We start from the raw sequence: 16814 nt of genomic DNA, 5'->3' as shown, positions 1-16814 counted from the left end.
CGTGCGGAAGACGGGCCGGGGCCGGATCACGCGTCGGCGGGCCGGTTGGTCCACCCACCCGAGCCCCGACGGAACCAGCCGCCCGCGGCATGGCTGCCGCCGTCGACGTGGACCGTCGTACCGGTCACATAGCGCGACAGGTCGGATGCGAGGTACAACGCCGCGCCCGCTACGTCATCGGGCGCGCCGGGTCCGCCGAGGGGGGCCCAGTACGGCCACTTCGCCCAGTCCTCGTCGGCCACCAGGTCGCGGTACGGCACCTGCACGGACTCGACGAGGTCGGGCGCGATCGCGTTGACGCGGATCCCGTTGTGCCCCTCCTCGACGCCCAGGCTGCGCGTGAACTGCATGAGCGCGGCCTTGTACGCCGAATACACGGTGTGCCCGGGAATCGCGCGGTGCGCCTCGACCGTCGTGACGTTCACGATCGACCCGCCGCGCGGCATCACCGGCAGCACGGCGTGCGTGAGCCGCAGGACGTGCTCGAAGTTGACGTCGCCGAGCTGCGTCCACATCGCGGGGGCCTCGTCGGCGAACCGGACCGGCGGACGCAGGAAATGCCCGACATTGTTGACCAGGATCTCGGGTCGCCACTGGGCGAGTCGTCCCGCAGTAGCGCCGTCGCACACATCGGCCACCAGGTGTTCGATCGAACCTCCTGCCGCGCTGTCGAACTCGTGGGCACGCTGGTCGACGTCCACGGTGTCGACGACGAGCACATGCGCGCCGTGCGCCGCGAAGGCACGCGTGATCGCCGCGCCGATCCCACGGCCACCGCCCGTCACGATCGCTCGGCGTCCGGGCAGAAGCGCTCCGGGCGTGAAGACCGCGCTCATCGCAGTGTCCCGACACGCTCGGCGCAGTCGGCCATCTCCGCGATCACGTCGTCGAGCGAGCGCACGTGCCGCGACGCCGACAGCACGATCCGCCCCGCGCCCTGCTCACGCGCCCACGCGAGCTTCCGTTCGTCGAGACGCGGCAACGTCGCGCCGAGCACGAGTTCGACGTCGTCCGCGGTGCGCCCGGCCTCGGCTGCGGCGCCGCGCATCACCGCGACGGCCGCCGCGAGGTCGTCGCCCGCGAGTCCGAGGGGCTGGAAGCCGTCACCGAGTCGGCCCGCACGCCGTGCCGCCGCCTTGCTGTGCCCACCGACGTACAGCGGAACCGACCTTCCGCCATGCGGTTTCGGGTGACTGTGGGCGCCGCGCAACCGGTAGAAGTCCCCGTCGAAGTCCACACCGGCTGAATCGGCATCGGCGCCCGCCCACAACGCCCGCATCAGCGCGAGGGCTTCGTCGGCGCTCTTGCCGCGGCGGTCGAAGTCGCCGCCGCACGCCTCGATCTCCTCGCGCATCCAGCCGAGTCCGATACAGATCCGCAGCCGGCCCCGCGAGAGCCGGTCGAGGGTCGCGAGCCTCTTCGCGAGCACGACCGGATTGTGATTGGGCAGCACGAGAACTCCGGTCGAGAGCCCGAGCCGTGTGGTGGCGCCCGCGACGAAGGACAGCAGTTCGAGCGGATCGGGGATGTCGCAGTCGTCCGGCAGATGCGACTTCCCCGTCGGCGAATACGGGTAGGCGCTCTCGGTGTCCGAGACGACCACCGAGTGTTCGACTGCCGAAATCTCGTCGAAGCCGAGCGATTCGGCGGCTTTCGCGAAGCCGAGAATCCAGTCCGGTTCGCCGCTGCTGCCGAGTTCCACCGGAACCACGACGCTGAGCTTCGTCATGCGTGACCCGTCCTTCCGTCGATGTGGCGCCTCCCGAGGCGCGTGATGCGATGGCCCCGTGCGTGATACCCGTCAGGCATCGAGGGCCGCAACGATCTGCGTGGCGTGAGCGGTCTTTCCGAGATGGTGGGCCGCGTCGTTCGCCGTCGCGAGCCACACCGCGGCGCGGGCCGGGACCGTCGCGGGCACGCCGTGGAATCCGGTCGCCTCGATGGCGTCGGTGCCGCCGCGTGCGCGACCCGACTCGGTGACGACGAACGCCGGGTCGAGGTTGAACGCACGCACACCCCGCGCGAGGTATTCGGCATTGACCGCGCCCGCTATTCGACCGAATGCCGCCTTCGACGCCGCGTACGACAGACCCCAGCCGCCCTCGCCAGGCGGGGCAGGCGGATCCTGACGGGCCGAGTTGGACACCAGATTGATCATCGTGCCGCCGCCCGCCTCGACCATCGACGGCAGCACCCGCTGGATCAACAGCAGCTGATGCAGATAGTTGCCACGCACCATCGCTTCCGCGTCGACGTGACGCACGTCGAGGACACGGTCCATGTTGCCCTCGGTCTGCGCGTAGGCATTGTTCACGAGGACGTCGACTGCGCCCCATTCGTCCAGCACGCGGTCGGCCGCGGCGGTCACGGAGCCCGCATCGAGCAGGTCCATGCGAACAGGCAGTGCCGCCACACCGCACGCCCTGATCTGCGCGGCCGTCGTGTCGAGGCTCCCCGGCACGGCGATCGCGTCGCCGCGGGTGCGTGGCGGCACCGTGCCGGAGCCTTCCGTGACCGTGCGTGCCGTGAACGCGACGTCGAAACCAGCGGCTGCGAACGCCACGGCCGTCTCGCGGCCGATGCCGCGCGACGCACCCGTCACGAGCACACGCTGCCGTTCCCGCCGACTCTCCGGTGCCGGCGGGTACTGCCGTGTCTCGTGCGGGCGCTGCATCACACTCCCAGGAACCGCAGGCGTCCGTACGCCGCGAACTCGTCGTCGAGGGCTTTGCGGTCAGCGTCGGTCATCGGGAGGTATTCGGGCGCGCCGCGTCCCACCCAGCGGAAGACCGCCTCCCGAGTGTGCCAGGCCTCGGTCTGCAGCTGCCGCTTGAGCACCTTGTTCGAGCCGGTGACCGGCAGATCCGCCGACACGCGGACGAACCGAGGCGCGGACTTCGTGCCGAGATCGGACTGTTCGCCGAGGAACCGGGCGAACGCGCCTGCATCGAATGCGTCGGGATCGTCGACCTCGATCGCGGCCATCACCTGGTCTCCTGACCTGGGGTCGGGCACCGCGAACACACCGCATGCGACGACATCGGGATGGCGCTTGAGAATTCGCTCGATCATGAGCGCCGACGTGTTCTCGCCGTCGACGCGGATCCAGTCGCCTTTGCGGCCCGCGAAGTAGATGAACCCGGCCTCGTCGATGTAGCCGAGGTCGCCCGTCCAGTACCAGCCGTGGCGAATGCGCTCGGCGAGCGCCTTCTCGTTCTTGTAGTAGCCCTCGAACTTGCCCGCGCCCGCCTTGTCGACCATCTCGCCGATCGCCTCGTCGGGATTGAGGACGCGGCCGTGTTCGTCGAGTTGTGCGCGGGCCTTGTCGGCAAGGGTTTCCGGGTCGACGATCGCGATGTGTTCGTTCGCGGGCCGGCCGAGCGCGCCCTCGGGGGCATTCGGGTCGAGCGCGACCGAGCCGGCGCCCTCGCTCGATCCGTAGCCCTCGAACAGCTCCGCGCCGAAGCGCCGGACGAACTCGACCTTGTCCTCGGGTGAGGCCTCGGTGCCGAATCCGCGCACGAGCGTGTTGTCGGCGTCGTCCGGTTCCTCGGGTGTCGCCATGAGGTAGCCGAGCGCCTTGCCCACGTACGTGAAGAAGGTGGCACCGAAGAACCGGACGTCCGGCAGGAAGCCGGACGCCGTGAACTTCGGGGTGAGGCACACGGTCGCACCGTTCGCGAGCGCGGGCGCCCACAGCGCCATGAGCGCGTTGCCGTGGAAGAGCGGCATGCAGCAGTAGTCGACGTCCTCACGCACGTGGCCGTATTTCGCGGAGTTGGTGTACGCGAGGCGCGCGAGCCTGCCCTGGCTGCAGCGGACGGCCTTCGACATGCCGGTCGTTCCCGACGTGAACAGCAGCAGGAACAGCGACTCGGGGCCGACGTCGGCAGCGCGCGTGGGGACGGCGTTCGCGTACTCGGCGACCTCGTCCGCGTACTCCTTCGAGTCGACGAGCAGGAGGCGATCGGGATCGAGGCCCAGGTCGAGGCCGGCGAGCTGGTCGCGCCCCTTCGCATCGGTGACGATCAGCTGGCAGTCCACGTAACGGATCTCGGCCTCGAGTTCGGCACCGCGCCGGGTCGGGTTGATGCCCACGATCGTGGCACCCGCGAGGGCCGCACCGCCGAGCCAGAACAGGAACTCGGGTGTGTTCTCGAGCAGCACACCGATGTGGAACGGACCGGGCACGCGGTGGGCCGCCGCGAGATCGGCGCGCGTCGCGCTCTCGCGGACCACCGCGTCCCACGACCACGTCCGTTCGCGCGTGCGCACACCCGGATGTGTGTCGCCGACCCGGTCGAGCAACATCGCGGCGATCGTGTCGTGCTGTGCACCGGTACCGTCGGTGCGTCCCGCCCGCGCGGTCGTGCGGCTCGGGAAAGCCATGTCAGGGCTTGCGGAACACACTGTGCGCTACCTCCGTGTCGTCGATGCCCGTCGTCGGCGATCCCTTGTGGCCGGGGCAAGTTCGCGAGCAACGCTAACGACGCTGCGCAGACGCGAATCCCACAAGTCCCGGTGAGTGGTAGGTCACGTCGACACCTCGATTCTGCGTGAGAAGTTGTGCCGGATCACACTTCGAGGGAAAGGCCCAGCATGAGTGCCCCCACAGACCCCCAGTTGTTCCTCGAACACGTGGTGAGCACGCTCACCGGCCCGGGCGGGCCGTTCGAGATCGTCGAAGAGGACGTCCTCGGTGCCCGGATGCCGGTGATGCGCAATCGCGGCCGTGCGGTGGGCGAGCTCGTCGCGGACTCACTCAGGTGGGGCGATCGCGACTACCTCGTGACGACCGACCGGCGGGTCTCCTTCCGCGAGCACCACGACCAGGTCGCGGCGCTCGCGACCGCGCTGCGCGAACGGTACGACGTCGGCAAGGGCGATCGCGTCGCGATCCTCGCCGCGAACACCCCCGAGTGGGTGTCGACGTTCTTCGCGGCGCAGACACTGGGCGCGATCGCAGTCGGACTCAACGGCTGGTGGGTGCCGCGCGAGGTGCAGTACGCGCTCGAACACTCCACACCGACTGTCGTCGTCGCCGACGCCAAGCGCGCGCAGATCCTCGCCGAAACAGGTACGGACGTACCGGTTCTCACGATGGAACACGACCTGCCGGCTCTCGTCGCCGAGTTCGCGGGGTCGCCCCTGCCCCAGGTGCAGATCGACGAGGACGACCCGTCGACGATCCTCTACACCAGCGGCACCAGTGGACGACCGAAGGGCGCGCTGCACTCGCACCGCAACCTGATGGCCGTCGTCGACTACCACAAGTTCAACGATGCCCTGGGAGCCTCGTTCACCGGACGCGAGTACGACCCGTCCGAGCCGAGTCCGCTGCGCTACCTGCTGACGTCGCCGCTCTTCCACATCGCGAGCCTGCACAACCTGGTCGTGCCGCGGCTCGCGACCGGCAGCGCCGTGATCGTCAACGAGGGCGCATTCGACGCGGACACCGTGCTCGGCCTGATCGAACGCGAGCACATCACCAACTGGGGCGCGGTGCCCACCATGGCCGCGCGCCTGCTCGAGCATCCCGACGTCGACCGCTACGACCTGTCGTCGCTCAGTGCCTTCGCGCTCGCGTCGGCGCCGTCGTCGACGGCGTTCAAGGAACGGCTCAAGGACAAGTTCGCGTTCGCGCGCGAGGCTCTCGTCGACAGCTACGGACTCACCGAGTGCAGCACCGCGATCGCGGCGGCGGCCGGCCCCGAGCTCGAGCATTTCCCCGGCACGCTCGGCAAGCCGATCATCACCGTGAGCCTCGAGATCCGCGATCCCGCGGGCGAGTGGCTGCCCGACGGGGAAGAGGGCGAGGTATGCGTGCGCAGCCCGTTCGTGATGCTCGGGTACTGGAACGACGACGCTGCGACGAAGAGCGCCATCGACAAGGGCAGGTGGCTGCGCACGGGCGACTACGGTGTCGTCGAGAACGGCAGGCTTCGCCTGACGGGTCGTCGCTCGGACCTGATCCTGCGCGGCGGCGAGAACATCTATCCCACCGAGATCGAGCAGACTCTCGACGAGCATCCCGCCGTTGCCGAGTGCGCCGTGATCGGTGCGCCGAACGAGGAGTTCGGCCAGGAGGTCGCGGCCGTCGTGGTGGTCAAGGACGGCGCCGACGTCACCGAGGACGAGTTGCACTCGTTCGCGAAGGAACGCCTGTCCTACTTCAAGATTCCGACGCGCTGGCGGCTCACCCGTGAGCTGTTGCCGCGCAATGCGACGGGCAAGATGATCCGTCGGCAGATCGAGCTGTGAACGCGAAATCGGGGCCGGGTGCAGCGCACCCGGCCCCGATTTCGGTCTGCGGCCCGGTCCGATTTCGGCCTGCGGCCCGGTCCTTGTGACGTTCGGCCCGCGTCCCGGTCTCAGTCCACGTCCGGCGCCCACGGAACGCCGTTGATGTGGGCGCCGCCGTCGACGAACAGCGTGTTGCCCGTGAGATAGCGCGAGTCGTCGCTCGCGAGGAACGCCGCGACCGGACCGATGTCGTCGAGCGGGTCCCCGATACGTCCCATCGGGTTGGCGGCCGCCATCGCCGCCGCGTTCGCCGGGTTGGCCTCCGCGACCCGATGGTAGGCCGCACTCTGCGCACCCGGGCAGATCACATTGCAGCAGATGCCCTTCGGTGCCCACTCGCGTGCCGCAGTGCGGGTGAGCGTGCGCAGTGCTTCCTTCGCGGCGTTGTACTGCACCGAGTACATGTGCGCGTTGACGCCGTTGAGGCTGCACAAGCTGATCACCCGGCCGGTACCGTGCCGGGCCAACTCGGGCTCGGCACGCTGCATCGCCCAGAATGCCGCCATGACGGCCATGTCGAACGCGCCGGTGAGCTGCGCGTCGGTCATGTTCTCGAATCGCGCGTAACCGGAGCCGCGCCACGCGTTGTTGACGAGTACGTCCAGCCGCCCGAACCGTTCGACCGCCGCGTCGACCGCACCGATCACGTCGTCGCGGCTGGTGACGTCGGTGCGCACGAACTCCGCGTCGACGCCCCAGGTCTCGCGGAGCACCCGCACGGTGTCCGCGCCCGCGTCCTCGTCGACCTCCGCGACCAGGACGGTGCCGCCGTCGCGCGCGAACGCCTCGGCGATACCGCGTCCGACGCCCATGCCCGCCCCGGTGACGAGGGCGACCCTGCCCGCGAGGCGACCGGCGGCGGTCACCGGATCGTGTTCCCGATATCGATCGGGATCTGCGCGCCGGTGATGTATTTCGCTTCGTCCGAGCACACCCACGCCACGACGTCGGCAACCTCGTCGGCTTCGATGATCCCGTAGGGCAGGGCGTTCATGTAGACCGGCGCCAAGGTTGCCGCGTACTTCTCGAGCAGCGGCAGCATGTCCACCATCTGCATCCCGGTCGCGACGCCCGCCGGATGCACCGTGTTGACGCGAATGCGGTGTTCACCGAGTTCGTTCGCCATCGACTTGGCGAGACCCACGATGCCGTGCTTGGTCGCGGCGTAGTGACTCGTGAACGGGGTGCCCTTGATGCCGGACACCGACGAGGTGAACACGATCGACCCGCCCTCGCCCTGTTCGATCAGGTGCGGCACGGTGGCCTTCGCGGTGTGGAAAACGCCGGTGAGGTTGACGTCGATCGTCTCGCGCCACTGCTCGAGGCCGATCTCCCACGAGAGCCCCGCGCTGCAGATCCCTGCATTCGCGAGCACGATGTCGAGTCGGCCGAACCGCTCGAGTCCCGCAGTGACGACGGCGGACACGGCATCGAAATCGCGCACGTCGGCGCGTTGCGCGACGATGGACCGGCCGGTCTTCTCCACGAGTGCCACGGTTTCTGCGAGGTCGTCTTCGGTCGCGCCCTGGTATGCCGTCGACGCGAAGTCCTCGCAGATGTCGAGCGCGACGATGTCGGCGCCCTCCTGCGCGAACTTCACCGCCGCCGAACGGCCTTGACCACGCGCGGCCCCCGTGACGAAGGCAACCTTGTTCTCGAATCGTTTCTGCATGTCCACCTCTCTGGTCGGGTACACACTTGCTCGGATCAACCTGTACGCACGTAATTCCTTGTCCGTGAACGCATCCTGCTCGTCATCGGGGTCTGGGGACAGCCTTGTCGATGAACAGGCCCTCGACCGACACGCACAGCTCGCCCGCTGCGGTCGTGATGTCGCCGACGGTGCGGATCTTGCGCCCGTCGACCGAGATCAGCTTGCCCGACACCACGAGTGGTTCGAACAATGGTGTCGGGCGGTGGTATCGCGTCGACAGCTGCGCCGTCATGCCTGCCCTGCCCGCCCACGCGTTGGCGACGCCGAGCGTGTGGTCGAGCAGGAGTGCCGAGACGCCGCCGTGCACGCACCCGGGCGGACCCTGGTACGCGAGCGTGAGGGTCACGGTGCCGCGCACCGTGCCGTCCGCCAGTCCTTCGAGGACGAGCGGCGGCGCGACGGCGTTCTCGGGCCCGGTCACCGGGTCGTGCCGCGTGACGCCCTCTCCGCGCCACATGTCGACGAGCCGATCGGCGACTTCGGGCGCATGCTCTTCGAGGTGTGCGGCGATGGAGTCGAGTTCCTCGGCAACACGTTCGAGATTGGCATTCGCGCGGTCCGTGCGCAGGAGCGCGTCGACGACGCGACGGGCCGCGTCGGTCGCCCGGTCGACGGGCGCGTCCGACCGCGGCGACGTGAGAACGAGTGGCGCCTCCGCCGTGCGGAAGGTGGGATGCTCGCCCACGCCACCGTGCTCGGGCGTCACACCGTCTCCATGCGCGCGTGGGTGAGCACCGGGGCGCCGGACCGCTCGGGGCATGTCGCGACCAGGGTGAGCGTGCTGCCGTCCTGCCACACCGCGGTCTCGATCGACTCGCCCGGCACGAGCGTGCCCGCGAAGCGCACCGAGTATTCGGACACGCGCCCCGGGTCGCCGCCCAGGATCCCGTCGACGACCGCGCGGCACACGACACCGTAGGACGCGAGGCCGTGCAGGATCGGCCGGTCGAATCCTGCTGCGGCCGCGAACCGAGGGTCCGCGTGCAGCGGGTTCATGTCGGCGCTCAGCCGGTACAGCAGAGCCTGTGACGGCGTCGTGGCGGACACGAGAACCTTGTCCGGTTCGCGAGCGGGAACCGCCGGCGGGTCGGCGGGTCCGGCCGGCCCACCGAATCCGCCTTCACCGCGCGCCCAGATCTGCATGCGCGAGGTCCACAGCGGCTCCCCCGTCTCGCGGTCGACCGCGTCGGTCTCCCGGACGACGACGGCGGCCTTGCCCTTGTCCCACACGTCGGCGGTCCGGGAGGACAGCACCGCGCCGCCGGCAGCCGGGATCGGCGCGTGCACCGTGAGCGACTGGCCCGCATGCAGGATCCGGCGCAGGTCGATGTCGATGCCCGGCATCGACATCCCGGGCGCGGGTGCATGGCCGGCCGAAATTCCCTGTCCCGCCACCATCGCGAAGGTGGGGAGGACCTTCAGGTCCTTCTCGTACACCCACGCGAGTTCGGCCGGATCGAGCGGCGACGCGCCCGCCCCGAGTCCGAGCTGGTAGAGCATGACGTCCCGTTCGGTCCACGAGATGTCGCGCCGGGTGGGCGGAGCGGCGAGCGCCGCGTCACGATCGATCGTCACAGCGACCGTCCTTTCGAGAGCTTCACGAACACGGCGGAACTCACCGGCCGGGCTCGGGATCGCGCGGCAGGCCGAGCAGGCGTTCGCCGATGATGTTGAGTTGCACATTGGTGGTGCCACCCGCGATCGACATGCACTGCGAGTTGAGGAACATGTGGGTGCGCGAGCGGGGCCGCTCGGTGCCACCGATCAACGACATCTCGCCCGCCCACTCGGTCGCGATCTCCCACACCTGCTGGAGGTGTTCGACACCGAGGAGTTTCGCGACGGACGATTCCGCACCGGGCTGGCCGCCAGTGATCGACCGGAGCGTGGCACGGAGCCCCATCAGCCCACCCGACTGCGCGTCGCACAGCACCTTGCCGAGCGTCGTGCGCTGTTCATCGTCGAGGCCGCCGAGTTCGCGGGCGAGGTCGAGCAGCGCCTCGCCACCCGACCCGAGCGACGAGTCGTTCGACAGCGACACCCGCTCGTTCGCGAGCGTCGTGCGTGCGAGTTTCCACCCGTCGCCGGGCTCTCCGACGAGGAGCTCGTCGGGCACGAACACGTCGTCGAGGAAGATCTCGTTGAACAGCGACTCGCCCGTCAGCTCGCGCAGTGGCCGGATGTCGAGCCCCGCGCTGCCCCGCATGTCGACGAGGAAGTACGACAGGCCCTTGTGTTTGGGCGCCGACGCGTCGGTGCGGGCGAGGCAGATGCCCCAATCCGCGTCGCGCGCCATCGACGTCCACACCTTCTGTCCCTGCAGTCTCCACCCACCGTCGACCTTGGTGGCCTTCGTCGTGAGTGCCGCGAGATCCGACCCGGCGCCGGGCTCGGAGAACAGCTGGCACCACACGATGTCGCCGCGCAGCGACGGCGGCACGAAGCGCTCGCGCTGTGCGTCGCTGCCGTGGGCGATGAGGGTGGGCACGACCCAGTTGCCGATGATCATGTCGTGCGGGCGCAGCGCCGCAGCACGCAACTCCTCGGCGACCACGAGCTGAGTCACCGCGTCGGCGCTCTTGCCCCACGGGGCGGGCAGATGTGGTGCGGTGTAGCCCTTCTCGGCGAGATACCGGCGGGCCTCGTCGGCCGCCATGTCCGTCGCGGGCCCCAACTCCGCGCGGATCCCGGTGCGGATCTGCTCGGCCTCGGGCGGCAGTTCGACTCCGAGTTCGCGGCGGTGCCCGGCGATCGTGAGGGTCGCGACGCGGCGGTACCACCCGGCCGTCGAGCCGAGCAGAATGCGCAGGGTCTGCGCCCGGCGCAGGTACAGGTGGGCGTCGTGCTCCCACGTGTAGCCGATACCGCCGAGCACCTGGATCGCGTCCTTCGCCACGGTGAACGCGGCCTGCGGCGCCACGGCACCCGCCACCGCGGCGGCGAGTGTCGCCTCGCCCGCCTCGGCGGAGGTGGCGGCGCGTGCGGCATCCCACGCCGTGACCCTGGCCTGCTCTGCGGCCGCGAGCATGCGGGCCGTCTTGTGCTTGACGCCCTGGAACTGGCCGATGACTCGTCCGAACTGCTTGCGCACGCGGGCGTAGTCGGCAGCGGTGGTGACCGCCCAGTCGGCGACGCCCGACGCCTCGGCGGCGAACAGCGTCGCCGCGAGGTCACGCACCCGCTCGTCCGACATCGTCGGTACGAGGATCGGTTCCGCTCCGTCCGCCGACACCGTCGCATTGCGGCGCACGACGTCGTGGCTCACGAGATCGGTGACCTCGAGGCGCTCGCGCGGCACGAGGACGTACGTGACGGCGTCGTCGCCCTCCCCCGCGGTGTGCGCCGCGAGCAGGAAGACGTCGGCGATCTGGCCGCCGAGCGCGTGACCGGACGTCCCGGACAGCAGGCCCGTCGCCGCGTCGTACCGCAGCGACCCGGGCGACAACGACACCGCTGCCGTGCTCGTACCGGACGCGAGCGCGGCGACGGTCTCGGCCGCGCCCCCGTTTTCGGCGAGCACGGTGCTTGCGAGCACCGTGGGCAGGAACGGGCCGGGCACGAGGCCGCGGCCGAGTTCCTCGACGACGACGGCGAGTTCCGGCAGGCCGTAGCCGGCCCCGCCGACCTCCTCGGGCAGATGCAGGCCCAGCACGCCGAGCTCGACGAGCGAGCCCCAGAACTGTGGCAGCTCTTCGACTTTGGCCTCGACTGCCTGGCGGCGCACCGTGTCGGTGACGGTGCGCGTGGACCACCCGCGCACCGCGTCGCGCAGGTCGCGGTGCTCTTCGCTCAATCCCATGGTCATGGATCGGTCTCCTGTCTCAGATCCGCTCGAGGATCGTTGCGGTGGACAGCGCCCCGCCCGCACACATCGTCACGAGTGCGGTGCTGCGGTCGCTACGTTCGAGTTCGTGCAGTGCCGTCGTGACGAGCCGGGCGCCCGTCGAACCGACGGGGTGCCCGAGCGCGATGGCGCCGCCGTTGACGTTGACCTTCGCGAGATCGGCGCCGAGCACCTGCGCCCACGACAGCGCGACGGATGCGAACGCTTCGTTGATCTCGACGAGGTCGATGTCCGACAACGACATTCCCGAATCCGCGAGCACCTTGCGGGTCGCGTCGATCGGACCGTCGAGGTGGTAGTACGGATCGGCGCCGACCATGCCCGCGGCGACGATGCGGGCGCGCGGACGTAGCCCGAGTGCGCGTGCACGGCTCTCGCTCATCAGCACGACACCCGCGGCGCCGTCGCTGATCTGCGACGAATTGCCCGCGGTGTGGATGTGGCCCTCGATGACCGGCTTCAGGCCTGCGAGGGCCTCGGCGGTGGTTTCACGCAGGCCCTCGTCGCGCGAGATCACAGCCGATTCGCCGGTGCGCTCGCCTTCCTTCGTGACGACCGGTGCCGTGACGGGCACGATCTCGCGGTCGAAGCGGCCCTCCGCCCATGCGGTCGCGGCGCGGCGCTGCGACTCGAGACCGAATGCGTCGACGTCGCCGCGCTTGATGCCGCGCAGGTCGGCGATGCGCTGCGCGGACGTGAACTGGTCGCCCATGTCGATCGACCAGTCCTCGGGGAACGGGCTGCCCGTCTCGGGGGTGACTGCTTGGCCGAGGAACACCCGGCTCATGGCCTCGACGCCGCACGCGACACCCGCGTCGATCTGGCCGGACGCGATGAGGCCCGCGACGACGTGGACGGCCTGCTGCGACGAACCGCAGGCGCAGTCGATCGTGGTCGCGGCGGTGGTGTGGGGCAGGCCTGCGTGCAGCCACGCCTGACGCGTCACGTTGTTGGACTGCTCGCCCGCCTGGGTGACGCAGCCTCCGACGACCTGCCCGATGTCCTCGGCTGCGACGCCGGTGCGTTCGAGCAGCCCTGCCTGCAGCCGGCCGAGGAGTTCGGCGGGATGCAGCCCCGACAGTCCTCCACGACGACGGCCGATGGCCGTGCGTGCCGCACCTACTACGACGACGTTCTCCACGGGCTCGACTCCTTACAAATAGAATTGATTTCAGTATTGGGCGCAGGTGTGTGCCTCGTCTTCGGCACCCACGTCAGCGGTCCAAGGCCACCAGCAACAGGTCGCACCCGCGACGGATGTCCGATTCGGCGTCCGCGACCGAGGCGCGCCCGTTGAGGCAGGACTGCACGACGCCGAACCACAGCCGTACGAGCAAGCGCAGCGCGGTGGACTCGTCGTCGGTCGGCTGCTCGATGCGCGCGGCATCGAGCAGCAGCCGGTGGAACAGTGCGTCGACGCGCCCCGCATCGGGAACGAGCGTGACGTTCGCGGCGGATGTGGACTGGATCATCGCGTTCGACAGCGCGGGCCTGCGCAGCAGGGCTCGGGTGGCGCGCATCAGGATGTCGTAGACGCCGTCCTGCGCGCTGGTGACCGCCGCCGGATGCCGCACGAGCGAGTACGACATCTGCTCGATCTGGTTGACCATGACCGCCACGAACAGGTGGGTCTTGGACGGGAAGTAGCGATAGAGGGTACCGATCGCGACGCCGGCCTCCTTGGCGACCTCGTGCATCTGGACGCGTTGCAACTCGGTCTCGGTGGCCAGGCGCGCGGCGGCGTCGAGGATGCGCTCGTGCCGCGCGTGCTGTTCCTGCGAGCTGGGCTCCGCCGCGTCACGCGCCGTTGCGATTCTGGGCATCCGACGCTCCCCTCCGGTCGACGACAGACCGATTCTGACGACTCGGCGATTCTGTCATCTCGACGTTGTCGTGGTCTTTTTCTTCCGGTGAGCGGGATTCCCACCCCCGGTGAGCACGAGCGGGCACGCTCCGTGAGCACCTTGCGAGTCCAGGTACGCCTGTTTCGCGCACGGCGCGCTCAGACGAGGTTGTCCTCGATCGGCAGACCGAACGCGCCCCGGCCGTACAGGGCGAGCGCACGGTCCGGTTCGTTCGCGACGTGCGTCGCACCGGCATGGGCGTCGCGCCAGGCCCGTTCGATCGGATTGCCCCGGCCCAGCGACGTGCCGCCCGCCGTCCGGAAGAGCACGTCGATCGCCGACAGGGCGCGCTCGGTCGCGAGGACCTGGTCGCGCCGCACCCGCAACCGCAACGCCATCGGCAACGGTTCGCGTGCCTGCGCGAGGTCCCACAACGCAGCGACATTGCGTTCGAGCTGCAACAGCGACGCGTCGATGTCCGACGATGCGCGCGCGACGGCGGCCTGCGCGAACGGGTCCTCGACGAATCTGCCCCCACCGAGGCTCAGCCGCGTGCGCTCACGCATGGCGCGCAGATACCGCTCGTAGCACCCCGAGACCACCCCGAGGATCGGCATCGCGACCGCGGTCGTGAACATCGTCGCGAACGGAAGCCGATACAGCGGGCCGGTATTGACGGCCTGCCCCGGTCCGGTCAGCTGTGCGGTGTCGTAGTTGCGGATCACGCGGTGCGCGGGCACGAAGGCGTCGGCCACGACGATCTCGTTGCTCGCCGTCCCGCGCATACCCACGACGTCCCAGACGTCGTGAACCCGGTAGTCGGCCTTGGGGACGAGCACCGTCATGAAGTCGACGGGCCTGCCCTCGGCGCCGAGGACCATCGCGCCGAGCAGCGCCCACGACGCGTAGTCGCAGCCCGACGCGAACATCCAGCGTCCGCTCAGCTCGTATCCGTCGTCGACCGGCACGAGCGTGCCGACCGGTGCGTAGGACGAGCAGATGCGGGTGTCGGCATCCTCGCCCCACACTTCACGCTGGGCGTGCTCGTCGAACAGGCCGACATGCCACGGGTGGATCCCGAGGATCGACGTGACCCACCCGGTCGAACCGCACTCCGCAGCGATGGCGCGCACGACCTCGTAGAACTGCGCCGGATGGGCTTCGGCGCCGCCGAAGCGCGCGGGTTGCAGCATCCGGAACACCCCTGCGCGCCCGAGCTCACGCATCGTCGCGGACGGGATGCGCCGGGACTCGTCCACCTTGCGGGCGCGTTCGCCGATCGACGGCAGGTGCGGCCGCACGGCGTCGAGGACCGTATTACGTTCCGGGCTGCCCACCTCGCGTACCGCGGCGCTGCTGCCACGCGCGGTGCTGGCGTGTACGGCACTGGACATCGAGTTCGCTCCTCACTCTCCCCCGACCGGTGTGCTCCCCGCGCCCTGCACGGTAGGGCCGCGACGTACCGCCTCGCGCGCACATCTCGGTGGTCGGGAGATCGACCACCGGACGGTCCCGACTACTGGGACGCCGGACGCCGCAGCGCGGACAGGCTCCTAGCGTCCTGGTCACTGCCTTCGGTGCCACGACTGCGCACGCAGCGTGCCGCACCGGCGACGGGCATCCGCTCGCCGCACATCCAGCCCCGCTGCAGACCCACCAGCGTGCTCGACAGAAAGGACGGTCGCCGTGAGTGCACAGGACACCGACCAGATCAGGGAGATCGAAACAGGATCGGCACCCACGCGTTTCGCCCGCGGATGGCACTGCCTCGGTCTCGCGAAGGACTTCTCCGACGGCAAGCCGCACTCGGTGCACGCGTTCGGCACCAAGCTGGTGGTCTTCGCGGACTCGCAGGGCAAGATCTCGATCCTCGACGCGTACTGCCGGCACATGGGCGGCGACCTGAGCCAGGGCACCGTCAAGGGCGATTCCGTCGCGTGCCCGTTCCACGACTGGCGCTGGGGCGGCAACGGCCGGTGCACGTCGATCCCGTACGCGCGCCGCGTCCCGCCGCTCGCCCGGACCCGGAAATGGCACACCCTGCAGCAGGACGGGATGCTGTTCGTGTGGAACGACCCGCAGGGCAATCCTCCGCCCGAGGACGTCACGATCCCGCGCATCGAGGGGGCGCTGAGCGACGAGTGGACCGACTGGGTGTGGTACACCACCGAGGTCGACACCAACTGCCGCGAAATCATCGACAATGTGGTGGACATGGCGCACTTCTTCTACGTGCACTACTCCTTCCCCACCTACTTCAAGAACGTCTTCGAAGGCCACGTCGCGACGCAGTTCATGAACGGCGAGGCCCGCGGGGACATGCGGCCCACTGCGACCGACGGCCCCAAGATGCTCGGAAACACCTCGGAGGCCTCGTATTTCGGGCCGTCGTTCATGATCGACGATCTCGTGTACAAGTACGAGGGCTACGACATCGAGTCGGTGCTGCTCAACTGCCACTACCCCGTCAACGAGAACAAGTTCGTGCTGATGTACGGCATCATCGTCAAGAAGTCGCCGCAGCTCGGCGACTCGGCCCTCGAGACCGCCCGCAAGTTCGGCGATTTCATCGCGCGTGGCTTCGAACAGGACATCGAGATCTGGAAGAACAAGACGCGTATCGAGAACCCCCTGCTGTGCGAGGAGGACGGCCCCGTCTACCAGCTGCGCCGGTGGTACGAGCAGTTCTACGTCGACGTCGAGGACGTCACACCCGAGATGACCGACCGGTTCGAGTTCGAACTCGACACGACGCGTCCGATCGAGTCGTGGAAGAAGGAAGTGGAGGCCAACATGGCCGCCAGGAATGCCGATTCGGCAACCGCACGCACCACGGAGGCCGAGAGTGCAGCCACTGCAGTGCACTGAGTGTGCCGCGCGGGTGCTCGTCGGCAAGAACAGCTGGGAACACACGTCGGTGCAGTGGGACGACGCGGCGCGCACCGCATGCCATTACGTCCGCGACGCACACGCGGGACGTCCCGAAGCGCCGCACCCGGGCTGCCCGGCGCTCACCGCGACCGTCGAGGCCGCGGCGCGCGACGGCTCGCTGACCATCCTGGACGACACGCCCGTCCCCACCCCGATCGTGGCGCCGTGACCGGCACGA

Annotated in this window: 15 protein-coding genes; 3 read left to right on the top strand and 12 right to left on the bottom strand. The window is 69.4% G+C overall.

The window, feature by feature from the left end:
- Positions 1 to 26: 26 nt before the first annotated feature.
- From HCA44_RS02585 to HCA44_RS02570, 4 genes are all read right to left on the bottom strand, one after another.
- Positions 27 to 836 (bottom strand): SDR family oxidoreductase, encoded by an 810-nt coding sequence (locus HCA44_RS02585; protein ID WP_169646985.1) that lies wholly within the window; start codon positions 834 to 836, stop codon positions 27 to 29.
- On the bottom strand, positions 833 to 1729 hold the full coding sequence (locus tag HCA44_RS02580; protein ID WP_169646984.1) for an LLM class F420-dependent oxidoreductase: 897 nt from the start codon (positions 1727 to 1729) through the stop codon (positions 833 to 835). The genes HCA44_RS02585 and HCA44_RS02580 overlap by 4 nt, the downstream gene beginning before the upstream one ends.
- Before the next feature lie 72 nt (positions 1730 to 1801).
- Positions 1802 to 2602, bottom strand: a complete 801-nt coding sequence (locus HCA44_RS02575) for an SDR family oxidoreductase (RefSeq protein WP_346764545.1) — start codon at positions 2600 to 2602, stop codon at positions 1802 to 1804.
- A gap of 71 nt (positions 2603 to 2673) precedes the next feature.
- Positions 2674 to 4311 (bottom strand): AMP-binding protein, encoded by a 1638-nt coding sequence (locus tag HCA44_RS02570; protein ID WP_240945279.1) that lies wholly within the window; start codon positions 4309 to 4311, stop codon positions 2674 to 2676.
- 288 nt (positions 4312 to 4599) lie between these two features.
- Here HCA44_RS02570 and HCA44_RS02565 point away from each other — a divergent pair, with 288 nt between their 5' ends.
- Positions 4600 to 6261, top strand: a complete 1662-nt coding sequence (locus HCA44_RS02565) for a class I adenylate-forming enzyme family protein (RefSeq protein WP_169646981.1) — start codon at positions 4600 to 4602, stop codon at positions 6259 to 6261.
- Between the two features lie 110 nt (positions 6262 to 6371).
- Here HCA44_RS02565 and HCA44_RS02560 read toward each other — a convergent pair whose 3' ends face one another.
- The 8 genes from HCA44_RS02560 to hsaA form a co-directional block, all read right to left on the bottom strand.
- Positions 6372 to 7169 (bottom strand): SDR family oxidoreductase, encoded by a 798-nt coding sequence (locus HCA44_RS02560; RefSeq protein ID WP_346764544.1) that lies wholly within the window; start codon positions 7167 to 7169, stop codon positions 6372 to 6374.
- On the bottom strand, positions 7166 to 7975 hold the full coding sequence (locus HCA44_RS02555) for a mycofactocin-coupled SDR family oxidoreductase (protein ID WP_169646980.1): 810 nt from the start codon (positions 7973 to 7975) through the stop codon (positions 7166 to 7168). The genes HCA44_RS02560 and HCA44_RS02555 overlap by 4 nt, the downstream gene beginning before the upstream one ends.
- 82 nt (positions 7976 to 8057) lie before the next feature.
- Positions 8058 to 8702 (bottom strand): PaaI family thioesterase, encoded by a 645-nt coding sequence (locus tag HCA44_RS02550; RefSeq protein WP_346764574.1) that lies wholly within the window; start codon positions 8700 to 8702, stop codon positions 8058 to 8060.
- A 17-nt stretch (positions 8703 to 8719) separates the two neighbouring features.
- Positions 8720 to 9592: a MaoC/PaaZ C-terminal domain-containing protein gene (locus HCA44_RS02545; protein ID WP_169646978.1), complete on the bottom strand. Its 873-nt coding sequence runs from the start codon at positions 9590 to 9592 to the stop codon at positions 8720 to 8722.
- A 40-nt stretch (positions 9593 to 9632) separates the two neighbouring features.
- Positions 9633 to 11822, bottom strand: a complete 2190-nt coding sequence (locus HCA44_RS02540; protein ID WP_169646977.1) for an acyl-CoA dehydrogenase — start codon at positions 11820 to 11822, stop codon at positions 9633 to 9635.
- A 16-nt stretch (positions 11823 to 11838) separates the two neighbouring features.
- Positions 11839 to 13002 (bottom strand): steroid 3-ketoacyl-CoA thiolase, encoded by a 1164-nt coding sequence (locus HCA44_RS02535; RefSeq protein ID WP_169646976.1) that lies wholly within the window; start codon positions 13000 to 13002, stop codon positions 11839 to 11841.
- 73 nt (positions 13003 to 13075) lie between these two features.
- A complete protein-coding gene (locus HCA44_RS02530; protein ID WP_169646975.1) occupies positions 13076 to 13684 on the bottom strand; it encodes a TetR family transcriptional regulator in 609 nt (202 codons plus the stop codon).
- 179 nt (positions 13685 to 13863) lie between these two features.
- On the bottom strand, positions 13864 to 15099 hold the full coding sequence (hsaA, locus tag HCA44_RS02525) for a 3-hydroxy-9,10-secoandrosta-1,3,5(10)-triene-9,17-dione monooxygenase oxygenase subunit (RefSeq protein ID WP_169646974.1): 1236 nt from the start codon (positions 15097 to 15099) through the stop codon (positions 13864 to 13866).
- A gap of 292 nt (positions 15100 to 15391) precedes the next feature.
- Between hsaA and HCA44_RS02520 the strand changes: the two genes are divergently transcribed.
- Together HCA44_RS02520 and HCA44_RS02515 are read left to right on the top strand one after the other, a co-directional pair.
- Positions 15392 to 16573 carry a 3-ketosteroid-9-alpha-hydroxylase subunit A gene (locus tag HCA44_RS02520; protein ID WP_169646973.1) on the top strand — a complete coding sequence of 394 codons (1182 nt, stop codon included), beginning with the start codon at positions 15392 to 15394 and terminating at the stop codon, positions 16571 to 16573.
- Entirely contained in the window at positions 16551 to 16805 is a 255-nt protein-coding gene (locus HCA44_RS02515) for a hypothetical protein (protein ID WP_169646972.1), read from the top strand. The genes HCA44_RS02520 and HCA44_RS02515 overlap by 23 nt, the downstream gene beginning before the upstream one ends.
- Positions 16806 to 16814: the final 9 nt, after the last annotated feature.

Origin of the sequence: Rhodococcus sp. HNM0569 (assembly GCF_012726205.1) — a bacterium.
Classification (GTDB): domain Bacteria; phylum Actinomycetota; class Actinomycetes; order Mycobacteriales; family Mycobacteriaceae; genus Rhodococcus_F.
This window is presented reverse-complemented; position numbering and strand designations above follow the sequence as displayed.